Origin of the sequence: Pseudomonas quebecensis (genome assembly GCF_026410085.1) — a bacterium.
GTDB classification, from domain to species: domain Bacteria; phylum Pseudomonadota; class Gammaproteobacteria; order Pseudomonadales; family Pseudomonadaceae; genus Aquipseudomonas; species Aquipseudomonas quebecensis.
This window is the reverse complement of record NZ_CP112866.1, coordinates 4,564,025-4,588,823: the sequence shown is the minus strand read 5'-3', so window position 1 is coordinate 4,588,823 and position 24,799 is coordinate 4,564,025. Positions and strand designations below refer to the sequence as shown.

Below are 24,799 nucleotides of genomic sequence, written 5' to 3'. Positions count from 1 at the left end.
GACTCCTGGCACGTTGGCAATGGGATGGGCAGATGATTGGCTATTTCCAGGCAACATAAAAGCGGCTAAAACAGCGGGCTGTTTCAATGGAATTTTGATAATGCTGCGCTTTGACGATTTGCAACTGTTTGTACGTGCGGCGGATTTGGGCAGCCTGTCGGCGGCGGCGCGGGTGATGGACTTGTCGCCGGCCGTGGCCAGTGCGGCGCTCAAGCGCATCGAGCAGCAGCTGGGCGCGCGTTTGCTGGCGCGCTCCACCCGTAGCCTGCGCTTGACCGCCGAAGGCGAGGGGTTTCTTGAGTATGCCCGCGCGGCGCTGGGTTCCCTGGATGAGGGGCGGCGCTTGTTGGCCAGCGGGCAGGACCATGTCAGCGGAGTCCTGCAACTGTCGGCACCGTCGGACTTCGGCCGTAACCAGTTATTGCCGTGGCTGGATGACTTCCAGCGTGAACACCCGCAACTCAATGTGCGCCTGTTGCTGGGCGATCGGATCGCCGACCTGTTTCGCCAGCCGGTGGATATCGCCCTGCGCTACGGCGAACCCGAGGACTCCAGCCTGGTGGCGTTGCCGGTGGCGCCGAACAATGTTCGCGTGCTGTGTGCCGCCCCCAGCTACCTGGCGCGTCACGGCGAACCCCGGCACCTGGAGCAACTGGCCCAGCACAATTGCCTGTTGTATAGGCTCGGCGGCCGCGTGCATGACCATTGGGTTTTTCACGACGGCAAGCGCGATATCAGTCTGACGGTCAGCGGCAACCGTTTCAGCGATGACGCCGATGTGGTGCGGCGCTGGGCCGTGGCCGGTGTGGGCATCGCCTATAAATCCTGGCTGGATGTAAGCACCGACGTGCTCGCCGGGCGTCTGCGCCTGGTCCTGCCGCAACTGCGCGGCCAGGCAACGCCGCTCAATCTGTTGTGTGCGCACCGGACGCACTTGAGCAAACCGATCAACCTGTTGCGGGAAATGCTTGTGTCCCGCTGTGCGATCCTGACCGCGCAGATGCCGGAGCCGGCAGGCACCGACCAATAGACTCCATCACAGCAGGAAATTTCACTCAGGTTCCGTCCCTATCCACGCTGTAAGACCGCGCGGAACCGGCGGTTGGCGCACCTATACTTTGCCGCCAACCGCAGCAGAAACGTGATTCGACAGGGAGTGAACAGATGGAAGCAGCACCTTGTATCAGCCAGATCGCTGGCTTGCTGGCCGAGCCAAAACGCATTGCCATGCTCTGGGCCTTGATGGACGGTTCCGCCAAGTCGTCGGAGGAGTTGGCGAGGCTGGCCGGGCTGACGCCGGCGTCGGCCAATGCGCATTTGGCGCGGCTCATCGGCAGTGGGCTGCTGCGCGCCGAGGCTCGACGTGGCCGGCGCCTGTTCCGTGTGGCGGCCGCCGATGTCAGCCATGCCATCGATGCCTTGGCCAGCACTACCCTGGCCAGTGCGGCCCGCGCCTCGCCGGATGCTCCGTTGCCGGTCCTGGCGGCACCGCCGGCATTGCGCCAAGCGCGGCTGTGCCATGGCCACCTGGGGGGCGAGCTGGCGGCGGGGTTGTACGCGCGCATGAGGGCGGCGGGGTGGATCGAGCGTTATGAACAGCGCCTGGATATCACCGTCAAAGGCGCGCATCGGTTGGCGAGCCTGGGTATTTTTACCCAGGCGCTGGCCTCGCCCCTGGCGTGCGATTGTTTTGACTGGAGCCAACAGCATCCGCATCTGGGCGGTACATTGGGTGCGGGGTTGTTGCAGCTGTTCCTGCAGTCCAATTGGGTCAGCCTGGTCAACGAGTCCCAGGCCCTGCAGATCAATGCCGTGGGGCACGCGGAGATCGCTCGCCTGGCCGCGAACGAGTAAGGCTGGCCGCACGGTCGTCGCTTAGAGTTTCAATCAGGTCGCATCCAGCAATAACCCGGAAAAAGCATGCCGCACACTCGCCGAGGGTTTTTTTCAACAGGGGGTGCGGCATGGGTATGCAAGGTTTCAGTGCGGCGGAACGGCTCGAACGGTTACCCATCAGCGGTTATCACCGGGTGATTTTTATCATCATCGCCTTGGCGTTTTTCTTCGACTCCATGGACCTGGCGATGATGACGTTCCTGCTGGGTTCGATCAAAGCCGAATTCGGCTTGAGCACCGCCCAGGCAGGTCTGCTCGCCAGTTCGAGTTTTTTCGGCATGGTGGTGGGCGCGTCTTTGTCCGGGATGCTTGCCGATCGTTTCGGGCGTAAGCCGGTGTTCCAGTGGAGCATTGTGTTGTGGGGGATTGCCAGCTACCTGTGTTCGACGGCGCAATCCGTGGAGATGTTGACGCTGTTTCGTATCCTGCTGGGGATCGGCATGGGCATGGAGTTTCCGATTGCGCAGTCGATGCTGTCCGAGCTGATCCCGGCCAAGGCACGCGGGCGTTATATCGCGTTGATGGACGGTTTCTGGCCGTTGGGCTTTGTCGCGGCGGGGGTGCTCTCGTATTTCCTGCTGCCGGTGATCGGCTGGCGCGACATCTTCCTGGTGCTGGCGGTACCGGCGGTGTTTGTGCTGGCGATTCGCTTTTTCATCCCTGAGTCGCCGCGCTGGTTGGAACAGGCTGGACGCCATGACGCGGCGGACAAAGTGTTGCTGGGGATCGAGCACAAAGTGCGCACCTCCCTGGGCCGCGCCGACTTGCCGGAACCGATTGGCCTGCCACGGGTGCAGAGCGTGCCGGGGAATTTCTTTTCGGCATTCCAGCAATTGTGGTCGGCGCAGTATCGCCGGCGCACGCTGATGATCTGGAGCGTCTGGTTCTTTGCCTTGCTCGGTTTCTACGGGCTGACCTCATGGCTGAGCGCGCTGTTGCAGCAGTCCGGTTTTGCGGTGACCCAATCGGTGTATTACACGGTGATCATTTCCCTGGGCGGGATTCCCGGCTTTTTGATGGCGGCCTGGTTGGTCGAGCGCTGGGGGCGTAAGCCGGTGTGCGTGGTGACGCTGCTGGGCGGCGGTGTGATGGCGTTTCTGTATGGGCAGAGTGCGGTGTTTGGCGGCAATGTCGGTTTGCTGATCACCACCGGACTGTTGATGCAGTTCTTTTTGTTTGGCATGTGGGCGGTGCTCTATACCTACACGCCGGAGTTGTACCCCACCTCGGCGCGAGCGACCGGGTCCGGGTTCGCCTCGGCGATCGGTCGGGTCGGCTCATTGCTCGGGCCGCTGGTGACCGGACTGGTATTTCCGGTGACCGGGCAGGGTGGGGTGTTTGCCCTGGGCGCGTTGTGTTTTGCGGTGGCGGCGCTGGTGGTGTGGGTGTTCGGGATGGAGACGAAGGGCAAGACCCTCGAAGAATTGGCCGAAGCCTGAAAACCGTGGCCAAAAAAGAAGGGAGGGTGCAGGCGCCCTCCCTTTTTCGTTACGGCTTGATCAACCGCGCATCCAGGCTGTTCTGCGCCAGGCGTTTGGCCTGGTCCTGGGTCATGCCCAAGGATTCATACAGCGCGTGGAAGTTTTCGGTGACATAGCCGCCGAAATACGCCGGGTCGTCCGAGTTCACCGTCACTTTCACGCCCCGTTCGAGCATGTCGAGGATGTTGTGCTGGGCCATGTCGTCGAACACGCAGAGCTTGGTGTTGGACAACGGGCACACGGTGAGCGGGATCTGTTCGTCGATAATGCGTTGCATCAGGCGCTCGTCTTCGATAGCGCGCACGCCGTGGTCGATACGCTCGATTTTCAGCAGGTCGAGGGCTTCCCAGATGTATTCCGGTGGGCCTTCTTCGCCGGCGTGGGCCACGGTGAGGAAGCCTTCATGCCGTGCGCGATCGAACACGCGCTGGAACTTGCTTGGCGGGTGGCCCATTTCCGAGCTGTCCAGGCCAACGGCCACGAACGCATCGCGGAACGGCAGGGCCTGGTCCAGGGTTTTCTCGGCTTCTGCTTCGCTCAGGTGGCGCAGGAAGCTGAGGATCAAACCGCTGGTGATACCCAATTGCTGTTCGCCATCTTTGAGCGCGGCGGCGATGCCGTTCAGCACCACTTCGAAGGGGATGCCACGATCGGTGTGGGTTTGCGGATCGAAGAATGGTTCGGTGTGGATCACATTCTGGGCTTTGCAACGCAGCAGGTAGGCCCAGGTCAGGTCATAGAAGTCCTGGGAGGTGCGCAGTACATCGGCGCCCTGGTAGTACAGGTCGAGAAATTCTTGCAGGTTGTTGAAGGCGTAGGCCTTGCGCAGGGTGTCGACGTCGTTCCACGGCAGCGCGATTTTATTGCGCTCGGCCAGGGCAAACAGCAGCTCAGGCTCCAGCGAGCCCTCCAGGTGCAGGTGCAGTTCGGCCTTGGGCAGGGCGTTGAGCCAATCGTACATGTCTAAATTCTCATCAGGTGCAATCGCCGCATTCTACAGGCCATGGCTGAAATAATCGGCAAAACCTGACCAGCAGGAGAGTATTGGTTTAACTCGCGCAAGGGCGACGTGAACTAAGGTGTAACGAAACGTTAGCGGCGTGGCGCAGTCTGTACCCCATCAATGACTGATTTGCCGCACTAAAAGGCCCGGAATGCTCACATCCCTCAAGCAAGAAAAATTCATGCTGCTGGCGCTGATTGCCGCCATCGCCGCCTATCCGCTGGAGCATTGGATGCTGCACAGCGGGCAAATGGTGGCGTTGCTCGCGGGGTTGGCGTTGATTGCGTTTATCGTGATGGCGTCGATGCGCGTGGCGCACCATGCCGAGCAACTGGCGGAAAAAGTCGGCGACCCCTACGGCACCATGATCCTGACACTCGCTGCCGTGCTGGTGGAGGTGGTGATCCTGGCGATCATGATGAGTAACGAACCGTCACCGACCCTGGTGCGCGACACCATTTACTCGGCGGTGATTTTCTAGACACACTCCGCTTTGGTGTCAAAGCCCTTAGGCTTTGACCTGCTCTTGCTCTTAATGGGGAAGATTAAGATGTGTATTTGATTGGGAGTGCTCTTGCCTTGTCCTTCCTGACACACCTCTATCTATGGCATACCCCGGAAGCCCGGAGATTTTCCTCAGCCCGTGTTTGTGACTCTGCTTGAGGTCTAAGGATGACTTGCTGTGTGGGGAGCATCCTTGCCGCGAGTTCATACAAGATTAGCGACACGCGGCTATCTGTCAGGCATTTGGCTGGGCGGAGAGAAATGGCGTTACGTATGTGACGAACTCAGCATGAGGAGTGCGATGCTCATTCCACCTTGGAGGGTTTGAGGCCGGTCGATAGCGTAAGTCGCATGTCGTGATCATCAACCGCTCCTTGGCACGTGAAACACCCACAAAGAAGCCGCAACGCTCCTCTTGGACTTTGCCCCAAAATGTCTGTGTTTCTACACCGATCATAATTACAGAGTGGAATTCCAATCCTTTACTTTTATGAATCGTCAGAAAACGGACTGCTTGATCGTTGGAGAACAGATCAAGTGCTTTGAGCAAATCCGGTTCTTGCTCGAGCAGTTTCTCAATTTGCTGTCTCGTGTTCTTGATAACCTCGTTCAATCTGGCTTTTGCTTCGTAGTCAGAAGAAAGGGTGGTCAGCACGGGTAGGCCGATGTTCTTTAGGAACTTCATAGTTAGCTCCCACCATCCTGAATAAGGCGCGTCAGATCGGGCCAATTTTTTCACTTCCTTGCGCTGGGCAAGATAGAGGCGCTCGAAGTTTCTCTGGATCTCAGATTCACCGTCCTCGTCATTAAATGAAACCAGTTGCTCCATCAAATTGATCCACGCCTTCGGTTCTCGCTCCCGATACAGGCATGATAGGTAGTCAATAATTAGGCGAGCGGCGGGCTCATTAACTAGATCTTGAGACTCATGCTCGTTGCGAAAGGGAATTCCTCTGGCTGCCAGTTGCTCCATGAGGAGGGTGCCGTAGAGGTCTATCTGCCTGGGAAAAAGAATCGCTATTTCTGGTAGGGGTATTTTCTCTACATCTATCCACTTCTGGATGATGTTGGCCAACGCGGCTGCTTCGCTGTGACTGTTGTCGTAGTTTCGAGCGAGGAGTTCGCCGTCGTTTCCAATGATCAGGTCATCTGCCATCACCGCAGCAGGATCAAGTGTTCGAATGATCTCGTTCTGCATCCGCAAAAGCCGAGGCTTAGATCGGAAGTTTCGATATAGATTGAGTGGTCGGGCGTCGAAGTCCTTTGCGTAGTCTATAAATATGCCATCCAGTGCTCCCGCCCAGCCCATAATTTTCTGTTTGGTGTCACCGACGGCGGTCAATCGAATTGGCTTATTCATGAAGACAAGCTTCAGCAGTGCGTACTGCTCAGTAGTGCAGTCTTGAAACTCATCAAGGAATACATCAGCGTAGGTCTGACAAATTGCATTTCTTGCAACCACTGAATTGCTCAAGATCTTCGTTGCGAGAGGTATGAGCTGCGCGAACTTAATTTGCTTGCCTTGAATTGGTTCGTCGCCTATGGAGTAGTTTGGCTCAAGAGAGTCCCCGCCCGTGAGCACGGGTCTAAACCTATCAATGATGCGCTTGGCGAAGCCGTGAAAGGTGTAGCTGTCGAAGCGTGCAGCCAGATCAAGTCCGCATCTGCGACGAATCCGTTCCTTGAGGTTTATGCTCGCATCGACCTTGAAGGAGATCGCCAGTATTCGCTTTGGGTATCGGCAGTTTCCGGTGCGTAGCAAAAAGTCTGCACGCTGCGCCAGAACCTCCGTTTTGCCTGCGCCTGGGCCTGCGGTGAGCGCGAGCGACTTTCCAAGCTCCCTCACAGCGAGAAGGGCGTTTGTTTCCAAGGTCAAGCCATCGGCGACTTTCCATACATCCGCGCTGATCATTCTGGGATGTCCTCCAGCGCCGCGATGATTGCGTTGGCTAAACGATCTAGCGATGGAGGAAGGCTTTTTAGCAGATCTTCGTCAGTCAGCTTCGCAAGGGCGGAGATGTGTGCTGCGGGCTTGCTACCTAATTTGAATTTTGAGTGATAGGTTCCAAACAGTTCCTGCTCATTTGCATCATATTGACCGGCGTTATAGTGACTCTTTCCGAGCACTGCCTTAAGAGTTGATTCGTCAGGAGGGCTTCGGGAAACACCGTACGCTTTTGGGTAGGCTAGAAGCATGGAGAAATCTAGATCCATAGGATCCGAAAAATAAACGCCCCGTTTTTCAAGCTCGGAAAAAATGCTTATTGTTCCTTCCTTAAACCAGTGGTCGGTTCGAACTGGAAGATCTTCGTTCCACTTAGCTATTTCCCAGTTAGGTAGTTTTTTATCTGGAGAGAACTTTGCCAACTGATTATTGACGTTGCTAATCCGCCCCCACCCACCTTGATGTCGTGCGACATCGAGATCCAAGAGGGTCACAAAAGGCGTTTCTAATGCAGCCAGCAAGCGCCAGAAATGATTGACGTGGCGTCCCCCCAGTGGAGCTATTGTCACCGCTGACTCATCAACAGGTGCGCCTTTCGCTTGAAGTATTCTTGGAAGGACAATTTCCTCACTGTCACCTTCGCCTAGTACAACCAGCCTAGAGAAATAAACTTCAGGAAAAGCCTGCACAGCCTCTCGGACAAACTTATGAGCCTCATCCTCTTTGTCGGGTAGTGCTATGCAGGTGACCTTAGTTGCACGGCTCGCAGCCAAGCGTAGATAGCGGATGTTCTCGGGATCCACGCGGCGGAGCATGGACGGGGCATGGGTCGCAATGATTGCCTGAGAGTCAGCCCCTCCAATTGAGCTATTGAGGGCGTTCACGATGCGCCCGAGGTAATGAGGAGAGAGGCTGTTTTCTGGCTCCTCCACTGCGATCAGTGTGAATGACGGTGGCTTCAGTTTGTCAGCGTCGAAAGAAACGTCCTTACCGGTTAGGACTGCACGCCCGATGGCGTGAGAGGACAACACCAGTGATAGGTAAAGCATCGACTTCTGTCCATCGCTGAGGCGAGAGAAGTCGACTAGATTCTCGTCGTGCCCTGGGGAGAACGACACTGACATGTGTCTTAGAAGCGACTCAATTTCGGATGTGACGAAAGTGAGCTTGGGATCGGTGAAAAAGGTGCCTCTGTGAAGTCGCTTCCACATCCCATTCAGGCTTTCACTGAATGCACTTACCGACTGGTTTCCTGACAAACATTCGCTGATTTCGTCAGTGAGTCCTTTAATTCTTGCGCGGTCATCTTCCCAATTGACTGCTCGTAGCAAGCGTCCGAGCAGGGCGTTAGCTCCATAGGTTATGTGGTCGGCAGGGTCTCGTCTGGCGGGGAGGTAATGCATTTGAATGGTATTGCGATGCGCCCGAGTGACGACTGCGGTCGATAGTGGGTTGGCGTTTCTATCAACATCAAGGACATAAACTAGGTTCTCTTCAATGTCTCCATCAATCCCGATGGTCGCGCTCAATCGATATCTAACACGCGGGATGCCGTCGGCTGTATCCAATCGCATATGAGCGAAATGCGGGGCCACGGTCGAGTTGTCTTCATCCTCCAGAAGCTCTGGGAATTCGAAATCCGCTTCCAGCCATAGGCTGCGCTCCTCAGGTACCAAATCCTCATCAGCAGGCACATGGAAGTCAGATCGCTTGATCCGACGCAGGCTTGGATCAAAGGCAAACAACCTGCAGAGCGCCTGCAGGACTGCTGTCTTTCCAGAGCCATTGGGGCCGATAAGGTAGGTGACATCCTCGAATGTGATTACCGTAGGTTCATTGCCGAAGGATTGAAAATTACATAGCCGAATACTCTGCAGCTTCATTGCTCACCGCCCATCGTCCAGGATGTGTACGTACTGCGTCTGCTGACTCGGTTCGCGTCGCCGACAGCCGAACGGGTCGGATATCGCTGACTTAGAATAGGCGGTTTGATTTAAAAGATGTTAGTAGGCCAGCATTCAGTAAAGATTATTTGGTGCGATCTTGAAGGCTCTGTTGCAGATCGCCTAGCTATTGATGAACGGCATGGCGTGCCCATTGTCTAGAAAGGTGCTCTCCGTAACCCGGTGACGACAGGGTAATCCTGAGCCTACGGAGGGAGCGTATGCGGGGCATTAGCATCGGTATGCATTGGTTGGTGGGGGAACAGAATAAATCAACGCAAGGAGCCTTAGATGGCCGGCAGTAGCTTGTTCGCACTATTGGATGACATTGCCACACTGCTAGACGACATCTCACTCATGAGTAAAGTCGCTGCAAAGAAATCAGCTAGTGTCCTGAGCGACGACCTTGCTGTGAATGCTGAGCAGGTTACCGGCATGAAAGCCGACCGAGAGCTACCGGTGGTATGGGCTGTATTCAAGGGCTCGTTGAGAAACAAAGCCATCCTTGTGCCTTGTGCTTTGGTGTTGAACGCACTTTTGCCTACGGCGGTTCACTGGCTGCTCATGATTGGGGGGGCATATCTCTGTTATGAGGGCTTTGAGGCTATCAAGGACAAGGTCACGGCTGGTCGAGACGATGACACAGGGCAGCCAAAGAAAACGAAGCCTAAGACGCCTGAAGAGCTTGCAGCTTATGAAAAGCGGAAGATTGCAGGGGCTGTTCGAACGGACTTCATTCTGAGCGCCGAGATCATCGTCATCACCCTAAATATCGTTACTGATGCCCCGATGCTCCAACAGATTTTGACGTTAGCGCTGATCGCGGTGGTCATGACAGTGGGCGTTTACGGATTGGTTGCGGGGATCGTCCGCTTGGATGATGCTGGCCTTATTCTCCAGAAGTCTAAAGCTACCGGTACATGGGGTTCTGTGGTGCGAGCTGTCGGGGGATGGCTGCTGTCGGCTGCTCCGAAGCTTATGAAAGCATTATCCTGGATCGGAACTGTGGCAATGTTCCTGGTCGGGGGGGCGTTCATTACAGAAGGCATCGGGCCGATGCAGCACTTTGCTGAGAGACTGGTCGAAGGTGCAGGGGCGTGGGAAACCTTCGCAACTTTAGGCATTCATTGCCTAGTAGGCGCGCTCGTAGGCATGGTTGCTGTGCTTATCGTCAAAGGCATCACCACCATCTCTGGTAAAGCATCAACGTAAGCCACTTGAGTTGGCCTATACACTCGCTCCGGCGTCATTTTCGGCAGAAATCCGAGCTGCTGCTTCAGACGGTCAATGGACACGCAGAAGCGCCGATGACTCGTGAGAGAAAAGCTGCTGACTTACGAGACAGTCAGGGCAACGAACAATCCTGACTGATCGGAAGACGGCACACCCTAGGCATTTTGCCATTGCGCCAACAAGTCTTCGTTACGGATACGCCATAGATTCCAAACACATTAGAGGCATGGGCTAGGAGCCGCGTGCTGCTTTTGAAGAACCCATATGCCGGCAAGCAAGACGTGAGCCGCTAGCCGCTGATTCGGAATATAGGAGAGTAGAAGGTGCTGGAGCTACAGTCGGTGCACTGCAGCTGCTAGGAATACTGAGGGTTTGGTAGAAACTTCCGGAGATCGGGTGATGGCTGGGCATGGTGATTAGCTTATCACTGAAGCCGCTGCGTTTCTGCCCGGCCTCCTGTTTGGGCATGGATCATGCCAGAGTGGGCTTTGCCGGTTGCTATCTATGCAATCTACAGCAACGCTTTCATGGTCACCGGCCATAGCAAAACTCCAGACCAAAGGTGGTTAGCTTACACAGCTTGCAAGCTTTACTGGAGGGCGGAAAAAGCGGTATCGTCCAGGCGTGGCAATATGCCTCTAAACCATTTATGGATGAAAAATGGGAACGATTAAATCGGACGTTACTGCTCAACATCTTTCGAAACACCCTAACGAGAACGATTTTCTAAACCCGTTCCTAAATGGTTTCGATATTAATTGGGCCAAGAGAACTAGAGCCTTCAATACTGAGGTGTCAATATATTTTTTGTCTCCGCTTGATCATTTCAAAGAGACATTTGGCTTCGAGAATGAGTTGCTACTTGTTTATTCCCCATTTGCCACCATGGAGCCGAGAACGCTACAAGCGGTAGAGCAGATATTTTCAGCTTCGCCCGCAAAAGGGCGCGTGGAAACGCTGAACTATTTCTTAGTATCGGATGATGAAGGAGTCGGCGAATGGTTGGATGGATATCTATCGTCACGGCAAGAGGCTAGAATCATTGTTGCCTTCTCAACTAAGGAGCTCAAAGCAGCCAAGGGGGATGAATGGTTTGTTAGGAATACATTGAATAAGTATTTTTTTGGTAGAGACTTGTTCAACTATTCATTGCCTTTGGTCGAAGATACTTATTTTTTTGGTCGTCAGAGTGCGATCATGGAATATTATGACTCTATCAGGACATGCGAGAATAAAGCAATATTTGGCCTCCGGAAGACTGGTAAAACATCCTTTCTCTTCAAGCTAAAAAGGCTTTGTGAGTCTGAAAAGTCTGCTGCTGTTTTTTATATAGACTGTAAGCAGCCACATATTCGTAAGTCTCGATGGTATGAGCTTTTAGAAGACATTGCAGGCGAAGTTTCGGAGCGGCTCGGAATTCCACACGCCGAACAATATACGGAAAGGAAGGCGTCTAAAAGCTTTGTCAAACTCATAAAAGAGTGTTTTCAAAATCAACATCGTGTCTGCTTCATGCTTGACGAGATTGAGTTTATATCTTTTATCTCTTCGAAAGATCCTCACTGGCATGATGATTATTTAGAGCTGTGGCAGACCTTGTGGTCATGCCAAAGTCAGTTTAAATGTTTGAGCTTCATAATCGCCGGAGTCAACCCCAGCGTTGTTGAAACTGACCTGGTAAGCGGCGTGCAAAATCCATTGTTTGGAATCGTTCCTCACCGATACCTTACTGGTTTTAGTAGGGACGAGTGTCGAATGATGCTAAGAAAACTTGGCAAACGTATGGGAATGGCATTTGATTATGACGCCAGTGACAGGATTCGTGACTGGTATGGTGGCCATCCGCTCTTAATAAGACAAGCCTGCAGCACCTTGAATTCTTTTCTATCTGAACACAATGATCACCCATTCAAGATTGATATCGCAGCGTTTGAAGCTCAGAAAAGTCGGATTGATCAGGAATTGACGTTTTATAGCAATCATGCGATATCCGAAATTCGGGACTTCTACCCTAAAGAGTATGAAGCCTTCGAGCTTCTTGCTACAGGGCAAGAACTACCCTTTAGGGAGCGCTCTAAAAATAACACTTCAATTCTGCATCTATGTAACTACCAGTTGATCCGCCCCTCATCAACCGGATTTGAAATAAACATACCGGTAATTGCTCAGCGGGTGGCGCTGGACGCTCAGCAAAAGGATGGGAGAGAACTTCTATACCCGATTGTCAATATAGAATTGCGGGCTAGTTGGCTAAAGCGAAGAATCGAAGAAGTATCTACTGACTTTGGCGTTTTGGAACGGCTTGTCAGCCAAGTCGCCAATGCCAACAAGTTGTTTGGAGCCAACTCCTTCCCAGAGGGAGTCAGGCTAAGCGAGTCTCGGCCAGTGGCCGACAGAGCGGAGTTTTCAAATTTTATAAATACTCTTAACCGCTGCTTTGTAGAATCTATTGAGCGTCATGGAAGCCAAAGTCAACGGTCTTCGTACTTTTGGAATGAGGTTAAAAATAGCTATCCCTTTTTATGGCCTGTGCTCCATAGAATTAAAGTCTATAGAAATGATGTTGATCATCTGCACTTAAATCAAGTCACTACCGACGCTTATTTTGAGTGTTTGCAATCTGATTTTGAGGGGCGACAGTTCTCGCAGATTACCGAGCCGTATTTTGTTCTGCAGCAGCGGGTGCTTGATCGACTGCTGCTTGCATTACAAAAGGAGATCGAATCTCGTTCGTGAAGCTCGTGATTCATGCGTGCTTTAAGCTAGCCATCTTAGACAGACCTGCTACGTTAAAAGTACCAGGTCTGTTTTGATCATCACACTTAGGAGTCTTCAGGGCGTTTTCGGGCGGCAGTTCGAGTGTCGTGATACAACTATCTATCTTGTAGCCTAGGTTAGGAGGGAGGAACTTTGAGTGCCCTAGTTGTTAGCCTCCGTTTATGGACAGCACTTACATGACCATGGTAGGTTATTGCTCCTGATCAACCTGGATCAAACGGTCGGCTCGTGAAGGCTCAAGTGCCACAGGTTGTAACACCTCTTTATCGCACGCATTTCGACGATAGTCAGCGGGCAGCCGACACCCTGGCGCTCGGAGATTCGCATGCGCATTCCTGTTTATCCAGACGATCTAATCAGCAACCGAGGCTTCAAAAGCTTAGCCAAACAGCTACGCAATTTGTTGCACGGCCCATCGAGAGTACAACTCGCGTTCGCTCAAAGCCTTCTGGCTAGGGGCTTGGGTTATCAGGACTATCACGATCTCGAACAGTGTGCGAAGTCCGGCTCGCCCGAGTCGCTGATGGCTACGCCAGATACTGCAAAACTCGCGATCCTCTCAAGTATTCAAGCTGCGCTTGAGGCAAGTGAGGTGACCACCGACGAACAACAACTCAGAAATTTTGTGGGCTCGTCTGCTTTCTCCTATCTGATGGCGTTCAAACGGAACCGGAGGGGCCGCCTGCCACTGCCAACTAGAGGCGTTCCAACGAGCGAGGATTTGCAGGCGTTGGAGCGTGCTATCAACGCCTCCGTAAGCTTGCGAGACCAGGCGCTGTTTTCATGCATGCGGGCGGGCGTGCGCCCAATAGAGTATCTAAGCGCGATTTGTCACAACGGAGGCGGCGCTTACCGGGTTTACAAAACCTGGCGCTGTGCTGGCCGAAACTTCAGCTATGTAGCTCTGCCCGCAACAATTCACGGGTCAGTCGCTCGGTATCTACAGGCCGAAAAACTCTCAGAAGGTGACTGGCTTTTCCCTTCTGCTAGAAGCCCAGAGCATCCCATGTCTTCATCTGAGCTCGCTAGACTGCTGTCTAAGTGGTCTCGGGATGCTGGCATCATAGATCGAGCTGTCACTCCTGGAGGCATCCGGGTAACCAGTGATGCATTCCAGCAGATGTGGGAAGCTCGAAAACCTCGTTAGCTCGTATCTCATCCGGACAATGCTGCAGATCGAAGCTTGTGTTAGCAAAGATCAACTTAAGTCCGGCTCCAAGGATGCTCATTATGACCAGTACGCCAGCTCTGCAATTGAGGAAAGCTCAGCACGTTGTTGTCTTCACAGGCGCTGGTGCATCAGCTGAGAGTGGCATCCCGACTTTCAGAGACGCATTGACGGGACTATCGGAGCGCTTCGATCCAGCGCAGCTCGCCACCAGCGAAGCATTCCGAGCTGATCCATCACTGTGTTGGGGATGGTACGAATGGCGCCGGCATAAAGTTCTGCAGGCGCAGCCAAACGGTGCTCATCTCGCTATCGCCGAACTAGCTATGCATGTGCCCAAACTGACCGTGGTGACCCAGAACGTTGATGACCTCCATGAGCGCGCTGGTAGCCAGGATGTGATTCATCTGCACGGCAGCCTGCATTCGCCTCGGTGCATCGATTGTGGCCTGGCGCATACCTTGCCTCTTACGTCTGACGCCCAGCCTGAAGATGGAAGTCGGATTGAGCCGCCGCGATGCAGTGCGTGTGATGGGTATGTTCGACCTGGCGTCGTTTGGTTTGGTGAGATGCTGCCAGAGGATGCATGGGGCGCAGGGCTCGCAGTTGCGCAGGAGTGCGATGTGTTCCTGTCGATTGGAACGTCCGGGGTTGTCTATCCGGCAGCAGAGCTTCCGTTACGCGCTTTGGGACAGGGGGCGACTGTCGCACACATCAATCCTGTGCGCTTCGATGTCAGCAGCCAAGAGCACTTTCTCGAAGGCCCTGCCTCTGTGATGATGCAGAGCCTTCTTCGCGAGGCGTTCGGCAACCATCCTGATTCGTAGTCGCCGGCGATCCACATCGTTTTTGCTTGGGCTTGGCCCTCTGGGCACGCCTGACGTGAACCAAACCCTGGCTGCGCCAGGTTTCGGCCCTGCGGGCTAACATCCTCAAGTCTTGGGCCCAGAGGGCCAGCGCGCTCCGCTTGCGCTCGATGCTTATGCTACTACTTGGGAGGAGCCACTGCGTGCCTACAATGGCTACTTTCGACTGATTGCGTTTGGTCAGCGCAGGCAGAAGTCGACCATAGTGGCCGTCATCTGGTGCTCAAAGTTCGCCCAAGGCCTGATTAGCTGTGAACTGGGCAACCACTTCTGGATAGATTTTTTGAACCTCTGTGATCTTCAGATTAAATTGTCCCAAGGTCGAGTAGGGGTACGGTTTGCTGATGCCCTCAAACCAAGTGATCACAAAAGGAGCATGAACTTTTAGGCTCTGGTCATGCCCTGAGTCTGAGCGGGAAACGGAGGCAAAATTGTACTTTTCCAGGATTGCCCATTGCTCGCGTGTGGTATCAAAGGTGGCATCTGGGTCTGGGTGATAGCCGCCAGTTGCAAGGAAGAGCACCGAAAGCGTTTCACGTGTCTCGGCCAGATCGGCCCCGTAATTGCGAGACGCAGCCTCCAAAATACCGGTAATCACTGCGGCGCCTTCTGGCGTGTACTTAACTACGTCAGATCCATAGGAAAGGTCGTTAGAGATGTGGTCATGGAGGTAACCCATCCGAATGAGGTCATGCTTCGCAGAATACATGCCATCTGGGCATGCACTGGTCATTGAAAAGCGCATGCAGTCCGATTCTAGGCTGTACAGCAATAACCCAAGGGCCAAGCAGGAAATCTCCTGCTTCGGAGGCGGCGTTTGTACTCGAGTTGGAAAACCAGCATCAGGAAATCGCTCGGGTGCCACCAGTGAAAGGCTGGCGAGACCGCGTGCACTGGGGCGAAACCGCCTACTGATGCCCGGGCCTTTGAAGGGCTCTTCAAATTTTGCCTGGCCATACAGTGTTATCTCCATCAATCCGGCTTTTACCATGTACTGGAGTTCTTCACCGTAATAGGAAGTAGAAGCACCTTGAGTAAGGATATTAATCTGTGAATCGGTTAGCGGCTGTGTCTTGACGTAATGCTTGGTCATATGCAGAAGTCCTTGAAGATAGGTTCTTTACATTAATGGTGATTTTGCGTTCATTTGCTGCTCAAGTGTTACTTGAGTGGGTGGCATGTCTAAATCATCGGCAAATGCCTCAAGTGCGGCGAGCAGCCTGGCTAGCTCAGCAAGGTTGGCAGTGACGATGTCATATTCTCCTCGACTGCTCAGCCGATACACATCGCGCGCTTTTTTAACGCGTTCGAGAAGAGGGACGACGATGCCGGATGCCCGCTCTAGGAAGTCGTTGATGTCCGCACGTGTCTGGGGAATTTTGTAGCCCTTCGACGCACTTGTGATGATGACGTCCGCATCGCGGAGTTTGGCAATGCCACTGGAGCGGATTCTCTGGCCGTTGACCTCTCCCAGTCCGCTATCTTTTAGATGGGCCATGATCTCCGTAGTCAGCACGTAATCCTTGGTGACGAATTCGCTCTGGAATCTCAAGAACCTCAAGATGCTTAGCTGTAGTCGCTCATCTTCATCGGGGTGCTTACCAACGCGTTCGCTAAAAAGGTCAGCCTGCCGTAGAGCTTCTTGGTGTACCTGGTAGTCAGCGTACTCAAATTCATCCGTCGGCGGCGGCAGAAGAGACTGGTACTTGGATGGCCACTCAAGCATTCCAAGGGTCAGGCTTCGTAGAATCTTTTTGTAGGCAAGAACTGCTTCTTCCGATGCTTTCTCTTCGTAGATCTGAGCGACTGATCCAGCGAAGAAATCTGCAACCTGAACCAAAACGTTGTCCTTACTGGCCATCGTCTGGAACGCATCCTTATCGCCAAATAGGTCGTCCACGAATCGTTCTGCAACGTAGCTTTTGAGGCTCTCCTGAAATTCCTGGCCACCATGCTCGTCTACGATCATCTGGAGGTCAGGGTATGCGTGGAACAAACGTTCATAGAGCAACCCGTTCACGTATTTTATGAATGAGGTCTTGAAACGAAGGCCACCGTCTTTGCGAATTTGGGACTTATCAACGACGGTGAAGTAGAGCCTGAATGGCAGCTCAGCCAGCTCGTTGAGGATTCGGGCACGGCGATCTGAATCCTTCGGCTTCAGATTGCTGGATTTGATCTCGCCTGTTTGAAAATGACGCTTTCGGAGTTCATCTGCTTGGGCATAGGCAGCATCCAAGTCTTTCTCTGCCACGAGAATGGAGCACACGATGAAAAAGCCCGAGCTTCCTCCCTTTGACGTATCAAGGTCGGAGTTCCCGGACTCATCCACGAAAGCATATGTTCTGTCCATGAGCTTGCTCCATCAACAACGTACTGAGCGCGGTGGGTCGCCCAATGGCAAGGTGGCGAACTCAGTTCGTCGCAGTGGTAGTACCTGGAGCGGGGCCGTCGCTGAACGTGTAGTTGATGACCACGTCATTGCGGATCAGGACATCAAGCGTTTTCTGTGTGCCAGTAGTCGTCACCTTCATGGTGACCACGTAGCTTTGGGCATGGGCTGAGCCATTGGTGTAGGTGTAGATCCACTTTTCGTCAGTCTCGCTGACAGCACTCTTGGCGTAGGGCTCACCAAACAGGGACTTCAACTCAGTAGTCGTCGTTTTGCCTTTGGTGATGCTCGCTACACTGGCCGACGGAAAGTCTCGTCCTGCGGTGTAGTGGGACGTAGCGCAACCGCCAAGTGCAACACAGATCCCCATGACTGCGATGAGCTTTTTCATATCCTTCCTTGATCGTAGAAAGCTCCAAATCTAGCTGGCCTCGAGGCCAAAAGCCATCAGCATCTCGAAGCGCCTGGGAGCTTTGGATTTTATACCCGCAACGGAGCTGTGACCGTTCCCAGGTGGGCTGCCTTCGTCCAACATGTTCGCTTCAGTTGAGTGTCCTAAGAGTTTCAACAATTAGCGAACGCACCCAGCGATGACCTGCGTCACGCTGAGTTCGCTCATGCCAAGCCAGGATTTTTGTGAAGCCTGGGATTTCGATTGGCGGCTTTAATGAGCTGAGCCCTATGTTGTGTTCTACCAATCGACGCGGGACGACGGCGATCATGTCGCTGTACATTAGAATCTCTGGGAGTACCAGAAAGCTGGTCACCGACACTGTCACTCGACGTGATCTTCCAAGTTTTTCCAGAGCATCATCCGTCACTCCGTGAAAACCGCCCCCTGCCGGGGAAACCAAGGCATGATCCAATGCGCAGAATCGATCTAGTGAAAGCCTGCCATTCAGCGCATCTGGGTGATCAGCGCGCAGCACGCATACATAGCTTTCATCAAAGAGAGCCATCGCATGCAATCCTGGTGTTACCGCTTCAGGGGTAACCAATACGAGATCAATCTCACCTCGATCCAGCTGATTTTGAAGTTCTTGATGGTCAACGGGCTGGACACTAACGCGGATGTTTGGCGCTTGTACCCTTAACGCACTGAGAAACGGAACGACCACTGCACGCAATGCATAGTCAGTCGAAGCAATCCGTATCGTCATGCTCGCCGTCAACGGCTCAAAGCTTTGCGGCTGAAGCATACCTTCGATATCTGCCAGCAATTTCTTAACTGGAGCTGCAAGCTGCTCTGCGCGCAACGTCGGAACAATGCCGCGCTGTGCCCGAACGAACAGCGGATCGCCGAAGCTTTCTCGGAGTCTGTTGAGCATGCCGCTCACAGCAGGCTGGGTGAGCGATAGTCGATTTGCAGCTCGCGTAACACTACGTTCGTCAAGCAACGCATCGAGTGCTTTGAGTAGGTTGAGATCGAGAGTTCTGATATCAGGATTCATGATGCGCAGAATAAAATATAGCGATTGGTCTTATTTTTAGCGTACACCCATCATGGCCTCAATTCATCCACTGAGCGCCGCATAACCATGAACGAGATCATTTGGCCCCAAGACTACCTGCCAGGTTTTACCGAAAACTTTGTCTCTAACGAGGTCATCATCGCGGGATTGAGTGCCGCACAGGTATGGCCTCTGCTCAGCCAGGCGCAGAGATGGCCCTCGTACTACGCCAACTCGGCAAACATCCAGTTTCATGATCACATCGGGCCGGATCTGCAAGACGGGGTATCTTTCTACTTTGAAACGTTCGGCTTTCCGGTCGAGGCTTTATGCAATGAGTACGTGCCGCCAACCCTAACCTCCCCAGGACGAATTGCGTGGCATGGATGGTCGGGTGAGGGTGATTCTCGGCTGGATGTTCACCATGCCTGGCTGATTGAAGACCTCTCTGGTGGACGAGTGCGCATCCTGACTCAGGAAACACAGAAGGGGAAACCGGCGGAGGATCTCGCCAAGGCCAAACCCAATCCGATGATCAACGGTCACCAGGACTGGCTAGACGGCTTGGTGGGTGCAGCACGCTTGTCTCCCGGCATGTAACCTCTGAATTTAGTCTTTAGCCGTGGGCTTCAGATGCGGTCAGATTAGGCATTCCAAGTGCGGCCCCAAGGCATCCGTATCTCAGCTTTGGGGTGATTCGACAAAAGCCTGACGGCTTCCCTACGTTATCCGCAATATTTGAACTTCATTCCAACGGCAGCGGACGATCAATGATCACGTGCTTCATCACCAACGTCGATGTCAGACGCTGTACGTTGGGTAACCTCGACAGTTCGTCATCGTACAGTTTTTGAAATGCAGGAAGATCTGCTGTCACCACCATCAGCAGGTAATCAGGATCGCCAAACAGTCTTTGCGCTTGGACGATGTAGGGAACACGCGGTAAAGCATCTTCAAAATCCGCTACCGCCTTTTGGTGTCCCTCTCGAAGCGTCACGAATACCAGGGACGAGAAATTGAGCCCTATCTCACTCGCGGATAGTTGAGCCCTATACCCTTTAATAACTCCTGCATCCTCCATCGCCCGAACACGTCGATGGCATGGAGACAAGCTGAGACCTACTCGGTCGGCCAATTCCGTCAGCGACTGGCGACCATCCTGCTGCAGCTCCGCAAGAATTTTCTTATCAACACGATCCATTCAAGAAAACCTTCTAATTCAATCCGCCTAGGCGGGAATCTTCGAAAGATAATACCACTTGGCTTTCTTTATCCTTCTATCACAGTTTTTCAGGGCGTGAAGCAACGCACTGGATTGATGAAAAAGGAAGGTGTTGATCGTGACCGTCTCTCTAATGATGGCTTTCTGGGCCGTATCATTTCTGTTTGTTATCACGCCTGGGGTTGACTGGGCCTACGCAATCTCGGCGGGTCTGCGAGGCCGCGTCCTACCCGCCGTAGTCGGCATGCTTTCCGGCCATCTTGTAGCCACGCTGATCGTCGCCGCAGGTGTGGGCGGAGTGCTGGTCAAAATACCCTACGCATTGCTGACGTTAACGCTGACGGGGGCAGCCTATCTCTTATGGCTCGGCCTCAACATGTTGTTCAAGCCTTCGCTGCCTGCTCAAGGGGCATCCAGCGATGAAGGTGCCTGGATGGCCTGGGCGATAAAAGGACTGTGCGTCAGCGGTCTCAACCCCAAAGTTCTGTTGTTGTTCCTGGCGCTGCTACCTCAGTTCACTGATGCTTCCGCCGCATGGCCAGTAGGGGCTCAGATTGTCGCGTTAGGTCTGATCCACGGTTTCAGTTGCGGCGTTGTCTATCTCGCGGTCGGCTACGGCGCTGGTGCGGTGCTTGCTTCACGACCAGCAGCGGCTATCAATGTGAGCCGGATATCGGGAGCCGCGATGATCGTAATCGCTGTGGTTCTAGCTGCCGAGCGGCTGGCCATTTGAATTGAGGAAGCGATATGTCTGATCAAATTAACGCCCCCTATAACAGCCCTCGTCGCGGCAGGGTACGAATTCCACATTTACGGGATATGAAGGTACGGGGTCAGAAATGGGCCATGTTAACTGCTTATGACATGTACGCCGCGTCGGTGTTTGAGGCGGCAGGGATTCCGGTGCTGCTCGTAGGCGACTCCGCAGCCAACAACGTGTTTGGACATAACTCGACGTTGGCAGTAACAGTTGACGAGATGCTTCCTCTTGTCAGGGCGGTTTCGAGTGCTACCGAGCGGGCGTTAGTCATTGCGGATTTGCCTTTTGGTTCCTACCAGGGATCGCCTGAGCAATGCTTCCATACAGCAGTGCGTTTTATGAAAGAAGGCGGTGCTCATGCCGTAAAGCTCGAAGGTGGGATCGAGATGCTTGCGCAGGTAGAGATGTTGGTAGCCGCTGGCATACCGGTTATGGCCCATATCGGCTTTACCCCGCAGGCAGAACACCAGCTAGGCGGATACCGTATCCAAGGCAAAGGCGAGGATGCACAGCGGTTGATTGATTTGAGTGTTGCCTTCGAGCGTGCTGGGGCGTTTGGTCTGCTGATAGAGATGGTGCCAGGCGATGTAGCAACGAAGATCACCGAGACAGTCTCCATCCCTACCGTAGGAATTGGTGCTGGTAATGGCTGCGATGCACAGGTGCTTGTCTGGCAGGACATGGCGGGGCTAAGGGATAGTCAGTTACCGCGATTCGTCAAGCAGTATGCGGATATGAGAAAGGTGATGAGTGACGCTGCTCAAGCCTTTGCTAAAGATGTCGAGTCGGGCTCATTCCCTGGGCCAGAACATACTTTTTAGAGCTTCGGAGATCGCAATGAGCACACTGCGCCAAAAGGCGATAGAAGGCCTCAAGGAAGGCGACACTTTTGAAATCAAACGCACTTTTTCGGACGCAGACATCGTCCAGTTTGAAGCGCTATCGCGCGATCACAACCCAGTGCATTCCGATGCTGTGTACGCAGAAGCGAAAGGCTTTGATGGCGTCGTCGCTCATGGCTTGCTGACTGCGACATTGATTACGGAGATCGGAGGGCAATTGGGGTGGTTGGCCTCCTCCATGAGTTTGCGTTTCAAGCGCCCGGTTTATGTTGGGGATGAGTTGACCTGCGTGTGGAAAATTATAGGGATCGATTCCGGTAATCGAGCGCAAGCCGAGGTGATCGTGAACAACAGCAACGGTCAGGCTGTCTTGCTCGCGGAAACGACAGGGCTCCTTCCCAATGACGCCGAGAGAAAACTACTCGCATCAATGACAATTGATGAGACCTAGTCCTATCAAGGCGATGCAACCACACCTTTTGTAGAGAAATTACAGATGCATGGCTTACTAAAATTTATTATTCGACCGGGAACGGAAATGGCAGACGCCGGCTTTTTCGTTCTAGCCGCTTTCGTTGGTGGCGCTGCGGGAGTATTACTGGCCTACAAAGTGTCGCTGTGGGTGGGATTGCCCTTCGCGCTTTGTGCAGCCTTAATGCTTCATCTCACCTGGCGGAAGCCGGGTTTCTCTCCCCGAACGCCACAAAAATCAGCCCGTGGCGACACCTAACATTACGGGATTAGTAGCCTTCTGGTGCAATCACCGAAAAGCCTGCTAGTGATTCCCTCTTTAATGTCCACTTTCATGGATCGCGGATGAGCGCTTTGGCCGCTATCAGTCCGTCGAGATAACCTGACATTGTAAAGTAGCGTCCGCTTATGCCGGCCCGCTACCTAGCCTTGACCGTCCACAGCTGAACCCTCATGGTAGTGTAGCTCTGACTCATCAAGTCTCGATGCATCGCCCAACCAGGCGCAGCATGCACACTTGCTAGTCAGGAACATTTTCTCGAAGGCGCTGCCTCGGTAATGATGCAGAGCTTACTTCGCGAGAGCTTCGGCGACCTACCTGCCTAGTAGTTCGAGGGCGATTCACATTGCTTCTGCTTTGGGCTTGCCCCCTTCGGAGTGCGGCTGGCTTGAACCAAACCCTGACTGCGTCAAGTTTTGGCCCTACGGGCTTTCATCCTCAAGCCTTTGGCCCATCGTGGGCCGGCGCGCTCCGCTTGCGCTTTAGGGACACCACCATAATTAGGCAATCCCTACCCCTGGCTCATTGTTTATAAACTAATGCGTCAACCACAACGCCAAATGCGGATGAATGCTCACGTCTATTCGGATAGTAAAGATGGTAGCCCGCGAAAGGCTGGCACCAATCTTCCAGAACCCGCACGAGACTGCCCCCCGCTAGTTCGTTGGCGACCATGTCTTCTGGAAGAAACGCCAAACCACATCCCGCCACAGCCGCACGCAAAATTGGCACGCTGCTGTTGAATGTCCACTGCCCCTCTACGCGGGCCTTGAGTTCGTGCCCGTCCTTTTCGAAATCCCACTGCATGAGACTCCCATGAGTCGGGAGACGCAGATTAATGCAGTTGTGCGCGGACAGATCCGCTGGTTCCTTGGGAATTTGCCGCCCTTTAAAATATTCAGGCGAGCCCACCACTGCGATTCGCAACGATGGCCCAATTGGTACGGCAATCATATCCTTGGCTACCTGTTCGCCCAGACGCACACCCGCGTCATACCGCTGCGCGACGATGTCGGATAGAGCGTAATCGACGGTGATTTCGACCTTGATGTCCGGGTAGTCGGGCAGCACTTTCAACAGCTTTGGCCAGAGAATATTGTTCGCTGCATGCTCGGACGCCTGGATGCGAACATTGCCGGCAGGAGTGACGCGAAACTCGCTGACGGCGGCCAGTTCCAGTTCGATTTCGTCAAAGCGCGGCGCCATCGATTGATAAAGCCGCTGACCTGCCTCGGTTGGTGAAACGCTGCGGGTGGTGCGCGTCAAAAGGCGTACCCCGAGCCGGCTTTCAAGTGCACGCATGGTGTGACTTAACGCCGACTGCGAGACGCCCAACTGTGCAGCGGCACGGGTGAAACTGCCCTCGCGGGTGATGGCCACGAAGGCTTGCAGATCATTGAGATTAGCGCGGGACATTGATGAGAGCCTCTCATGAGGGACGCGTGATCATTCCATGAAAGCAGGTTGCGCACGGATGCGCGACCCTCAGAGAACTCATTACAGGGTGCGAGCGTAAAACGCCGTCAGTTTCCCAATTGCGGCGTCGACATAGCGTGGCACCCAATAGGTTTCAATATGCGTGGCGCCGTCGAGGATGAACATTTCCTTGTCCTTGGTGCCAGTGGCTTTGGGGAACGCATCCTGGGTCATGTACAGGCTGTCGGCTTTGCTGCCGGCGATCATCAGCAACGGTTGGTTGATCAGTTCGATACGGTCGGTGGCGTCGAAACGCATCAGATCCAGCAGACTGCTGGTGGTGTATTTGAAGGTCGAGTTCGGGTGTGCATGGGTCTTCCAGTAGTATTCGTAGCCTTGGCGATACAGCTCGAAGGGCAGCTTGGCAATCTGTTCATCAGTAAGGTTGGCATCACCGGAATACAGAACCGCACCGCCGGCTGCTTCTTGCGCACGTGCCGCCGACGCCTGCTGCAGACGTTGTTGAATGCTATCTTTTTGCGAGTCGTTATAGCCGTTGCGACGCACCAGGCCCGAGTTGAACATGCTCACTGTCGCTAGCGATTTGAAACGTTTGTCGGTTTGCGCCGCAGCTAATGAGTAACCGCCCCCACCACAAATACCAAGCAGGCCCAGGCGGTTGTCATCAACGCCGGCAAACTGGCTGATGAAATCGGCCATGCCGTGGATGTCTTCAATGCGATACGAGGGTTTATCGATGCTACGCGGTTGACCACCGCTGGCGCCCTGGTACGCCGCGTCGGCGGTTATGGTGATGTAGCCCTGTTCGGCCAGACGCTGGGCGTACAGACCTGCGACTTGTTCTTTCACACCGCCATTGGGGTGCGCGACGACCACGGTCGGGTAGGTCTTCTTCGCATCGTAATTGGCCGGGGTGTAAACGTTGGCGGCGATGGCTAAACCATTGAGCTTGTAGCTGACTGGGTGGATGTTGACCTTGCCCGGCTCGTTCTTGGTGATCGCGCCGTCGTAGGCCAGCGTGAACGGGTTCTTTTTGTAGTCGGCGGCCAAGGCTTCACCGGCAGATAGACCGACCAATGCCGACATGAGCGTGGCTTTGAGAGTGTTTTTCACATGAAACTCCTGAG

The 24,799-nt window shown here is 53.9% G+C and carries 22 protein-coding genes and 1 pseudogene; 12 read left to right on the top strand and 11 right to left on the bottom strand.

The window, feature by feature from the left end; translation table 11 throughout:
• Positions 1-100 precede the first annotated feature (100 nt).
• The 3 genes from vimR to OSC50_RS21455 all read left to right on the top strand — a co-directional run bounded on the left by vimR (position 101) and on the right by OSC50_RS21455 (position 3,335).
• Positions 101-1,030 (top strand): transcription regulator VimR, encoded by a 930-nt coding sequence (gene vimR, locus OSC50_RS21465; protein WP_266245744.1) that lies wholly within the window; start codon positions 101-103, stop codon positions 1,028-1,030.
• 134 nt (positions 1,031-1,164) lie between these two features.
• Complete coding sequence (locus OSC50_RS21460; RefSeq protein ID WP_266245745.1) at positions 1,165-1,854, top strand: ArsR/SmtB family transcription factor; 690 nt, start codon at positions 1,165-1,167, stop codon at positions 1,852-1,854.
• Positions 1,855-1,964: 110 nt separating this feature from the next.
• Positions 1,965-3,335 (top strand): MFS transporter, encoded by a 1,371-nt coding sequence (locus OSC50_RS21455; protein ID WP_181080842.1) that lies wholly within the window; start codon positions 1,965-1,967, stop codon positions 3,333-3,335.
• Positions 3,336-3,384: 49 nt separating this feature from the next.
• On the opposite strand, the gene OSC50_RS21450 is transcribed toward OSC50_RS21455, so the two are convergent.
• Positions 3,385-4,338: an adenosine deaminase gene (locus tag OSC50_RS21450; RefSeq protein WP_181080841.1), complete on the bottom strand. Its 954-nt coding sequence runs from the start codon at positions 4,336-4,338 to the stop codon at positions 3,385-3,387.
• Positions 4,339-4,531: 193 nt separating this feature from the next.
• Between OSC50_RS21450 and OSC50_RS21445 the strand changes: the two are divergent.
• A pseudogene (locus OSC50_RS21445) lies at positions 4,532-4,855 on the top strand (calcium:proton antiporter); the annotation flags it as partial.
• Between the two features lie 264 nt (positions 4,856-5,119).
• Here the strand turns inward: OSC50_RS21445 and OSC50_RS21440 are convergent.
• Together OSC50_RS21440 and OSC50_RS21435 are read right to left on the bottom strand one after the other, a co-directional pair.
• Complete coding sequence (locus tag OSC50_RS21440) at positions 5,120-6,796, bottom strand: UvrD-helicase domain-containing protein (protein WP_105521879.1); 1,677 nt, start codon at positions 6,794-6,796, stop codon at positions 5,120-5,122.
• A complete protein-coding gene (locus OSC50_RS21435; protein WP_266245749.1) occupies positions 6,793-8,712 on the bottom strand; it encodes an ATP-dependent nuclease in 1,920 nt (639 codons plus the stop codon). The genes OSC50_RS21440 and OSC50_RS21435 overlap by 4 nt, the downstream gene beginning before the upstream one ends.
• A 351-nt stretch (positions 8,713-9,063) precedes the next feature.
• Here OSC50_RS21435 and OSC50_RS21430 point away from each other — a divergent pair, with 351 nt between their 5' ends.
• From OSC50_RS21430 to OSC50_RS21415, 4 genes are all read left to right on the top strand, one after another.
• A complete protein-coding gene (locus OSC50_RS21430; RefSeq protein ID WP_266245751.1) occupies positions 9,064-9,984 on the top strand; it encodes a DUF808 domain-containing protein in 921 nt (306 codons plus the stop codon).
• 681 nt (positions 9,985-10,665) lie between these two features.
• The gene (locus tag OSC50_RS21425; RefSeq protein WP_266245752.1) at positions 10,666-12,741 is read left to right on the top strand and encodes an AAA family ATPase; all 2,076 of its coding nucleotides are present in this window, start codon (positions 10,666-10,668) and stop codon (positions 12,739-12,741) included.
• Between the two features lie 367 nt (positions 12,742-13,108).
• Entirely contained in the window at positions 13,109-13,930 is an 822-nt protein-coding gene (locus OSC50_RS21420; protein WP_266245754.1) for a site-specific integrase, read from the top strand.
• Between the two features lie 83 nt (positions 13,931-14,013).
• A complete protein-coding gene (locus OSC50_RS21415) occupies positions 14,014-14,778 on the top strand; it encodes an SIR2 family NAD-dependent protein deacylase (RefSeq protein WP_266245756.1) in 765 nt (254 codons plus the stop codon).
• Positions 14,779-15,040: 262 nt separating this feature from the next.
• On the opposite strand, the gene OSC50_RS21410 is transcribed toward OSC50_RS21415, so the two are convergent.
• The 4 genes from OSC50_RS21410 to OSC50_RS21395 form a co-directional block, all read right to left on the bottom strand.
• Complete coding sequence (locus tag OSC50_RS21410; RefSeq protein ID WP_266245757.1) at positions 15,041-15,910, bottom strand: hypothetical protein; 870 nt, start codon at positions 15,908-15,910, stop codon at positions 15,041-15,043.
• Between the two features lie 27 nt (positions 15,911-15,937).
• Entirely contained in the window at positions 15,938-17,170 is a 1,233-nt protein-coding gene (locus OSC50_RS21405) for a DUF3800 domain-containing protein (RefSeq protein ID WP_266245759.1), read from the bottom strand.
• Between the two features lie 61 nt (positions 17,171-17,231).
• The gene (locus tag OSC50_RS21400) at positions 17,232-17,600 is read right to left on the bottom strand and encodes a hypothetical protein (RefSeq protein ID WP_266245761.1); all 369 of its coding nucleotides are present in this window, start codon (positions 17,598-17,600) and stop codon (positions 17,232-17,234) included.
• Between the two features lie 151 nt (positions 17,601-17,751).
• Positions 17,752-18,660 carry a LysR family transcriptional regulator gene (locus OSC50_RS21395; protein WP_150688143.1) on the bottom strand — a complete coding sequence of 303 codons (909 nt, stop codon included), beginning with the start codon at positions 18,658-18,660 and terminating at the stop codon, positions 17,752-17,754.
• A gap of 87 nt (positions 18,661-18,747) precedes the next feature.
• On the opposite strand from OSC50_RS21395, the gene OSC50_RS21390 reads away from it, so the two are divergent.
• Positions 18,748-19,260, top strand: coding sequence for an SRPBCC domain-containing protein (locus OSC50_RS21390; RefSeq protein WP_150688142.1), 513 nt, complete (start codon positions 18,748-18,750; stop codon positions 19,258-19,260).
• 145 nt (positions 19,261-19,405) lie between these two features.
• On the opposite strand, the gene OSC50_RS21385 is transcribed toward OSC50_RS21390, so the two are convergent.
• Positions 19,406-19,861: an Lrp/AsnC family transcriptional regulator gene (locus OSC50_RS21385; protein WP_150688141.1), complete on the bottom strand. Its 456-nt coding sequence runs from the start codon at positions 19,859-19,861 to the stop codon at positions 19,406-19,408.
• 133 nt (positions 19,862-19,994) lie between these two features.
• Here OSC50_RS21385 and OSC50_RS21380 point away from each other — a divergent pair, with 133 nt between their 5' ends.
• The 3 genes from OSC50_RS21380 to OSC50_RS21370 are packed head-to-tail and all read left to right on the top strand — an operon-like array spanning position 19,995 to position 21,935.
• A complete protein-coding gene (locus tag OSC50_RS21380; protein ID WP_150688140.1) occupies positions 19,995-20,615 on the top strand; it encodes a LysE family translocator in 621 nt (206 codons plus the stop codon).
• 14 nt (positions 20,616-20,629) lie between these two features.
• Entirely contained in the window at positions 20,630-21,463 is an 834-nt protein-coding gene (panB, locus tag OSC50_RS21375; RefSeq protein ID WP_150688139.1) for a 3-methyl-2-oxobutanoate hydroxymethyltransferase, read from the top strand.
• Between the two features lie 16 nt (positions 21,464-21,479).
• On the top strand, positions 21,480-21,935 hold the full coding sequence (locus OSC50_RS21370) for a MaoC family dehydratase (RefSeq protein WP_150688138.1): 456 nt from the start codon (positions 21,480-21,482) through the stop codon (positions 21,933-21,935).
• Between the two features lie 439 nt (positions 21,936-22,374).
• Here the strand turns inward: OSC50_RS21370 and OSC50_RS21365 are convergent, their stop codons facing one another.
• The 3 genes from OSC50_RS21365 to OSC50_RS21355 form a co-directional block, all read right to left on the bottom strand.
• Positions 22,375-22,446, bottom strand: coding sequence for a hypothetical protein (locus tag OSC50_RS21365; protein ID WP_412070868.1), 72 nt, complete (start codon positions 22,444-22,446; stop codon positions 22,375-22,377).
• 311 nt (positions 22,447-22,757) lie between these two features.
• Positions 22,758-23,651: a LysR family transcriptional regulator gene (locus OSC50_RS21360; RefSeq protein WP_150688137.1), complete on the bottom strand. Its 894-nt coding sequence runs from the start codon at positions 23,649-23,651 to the stop codon at positions 22,758-22,760.
• An 81-nt stretch (positions 23,652-23,732) separates the two neighbouring features.
• Positions 23,733-24,785, bottom strand: a complete 1,053-nt coding sequence (locus tag OSC50_RS21355; protein ID WP_266245767.1) for an alpha/beta hydrolase — start codon at positions 24,783-24,785, stop codon at positions 23,733-23,735.
• Positions 24,786-24,799: the final 14 nt, after the last annotated feature.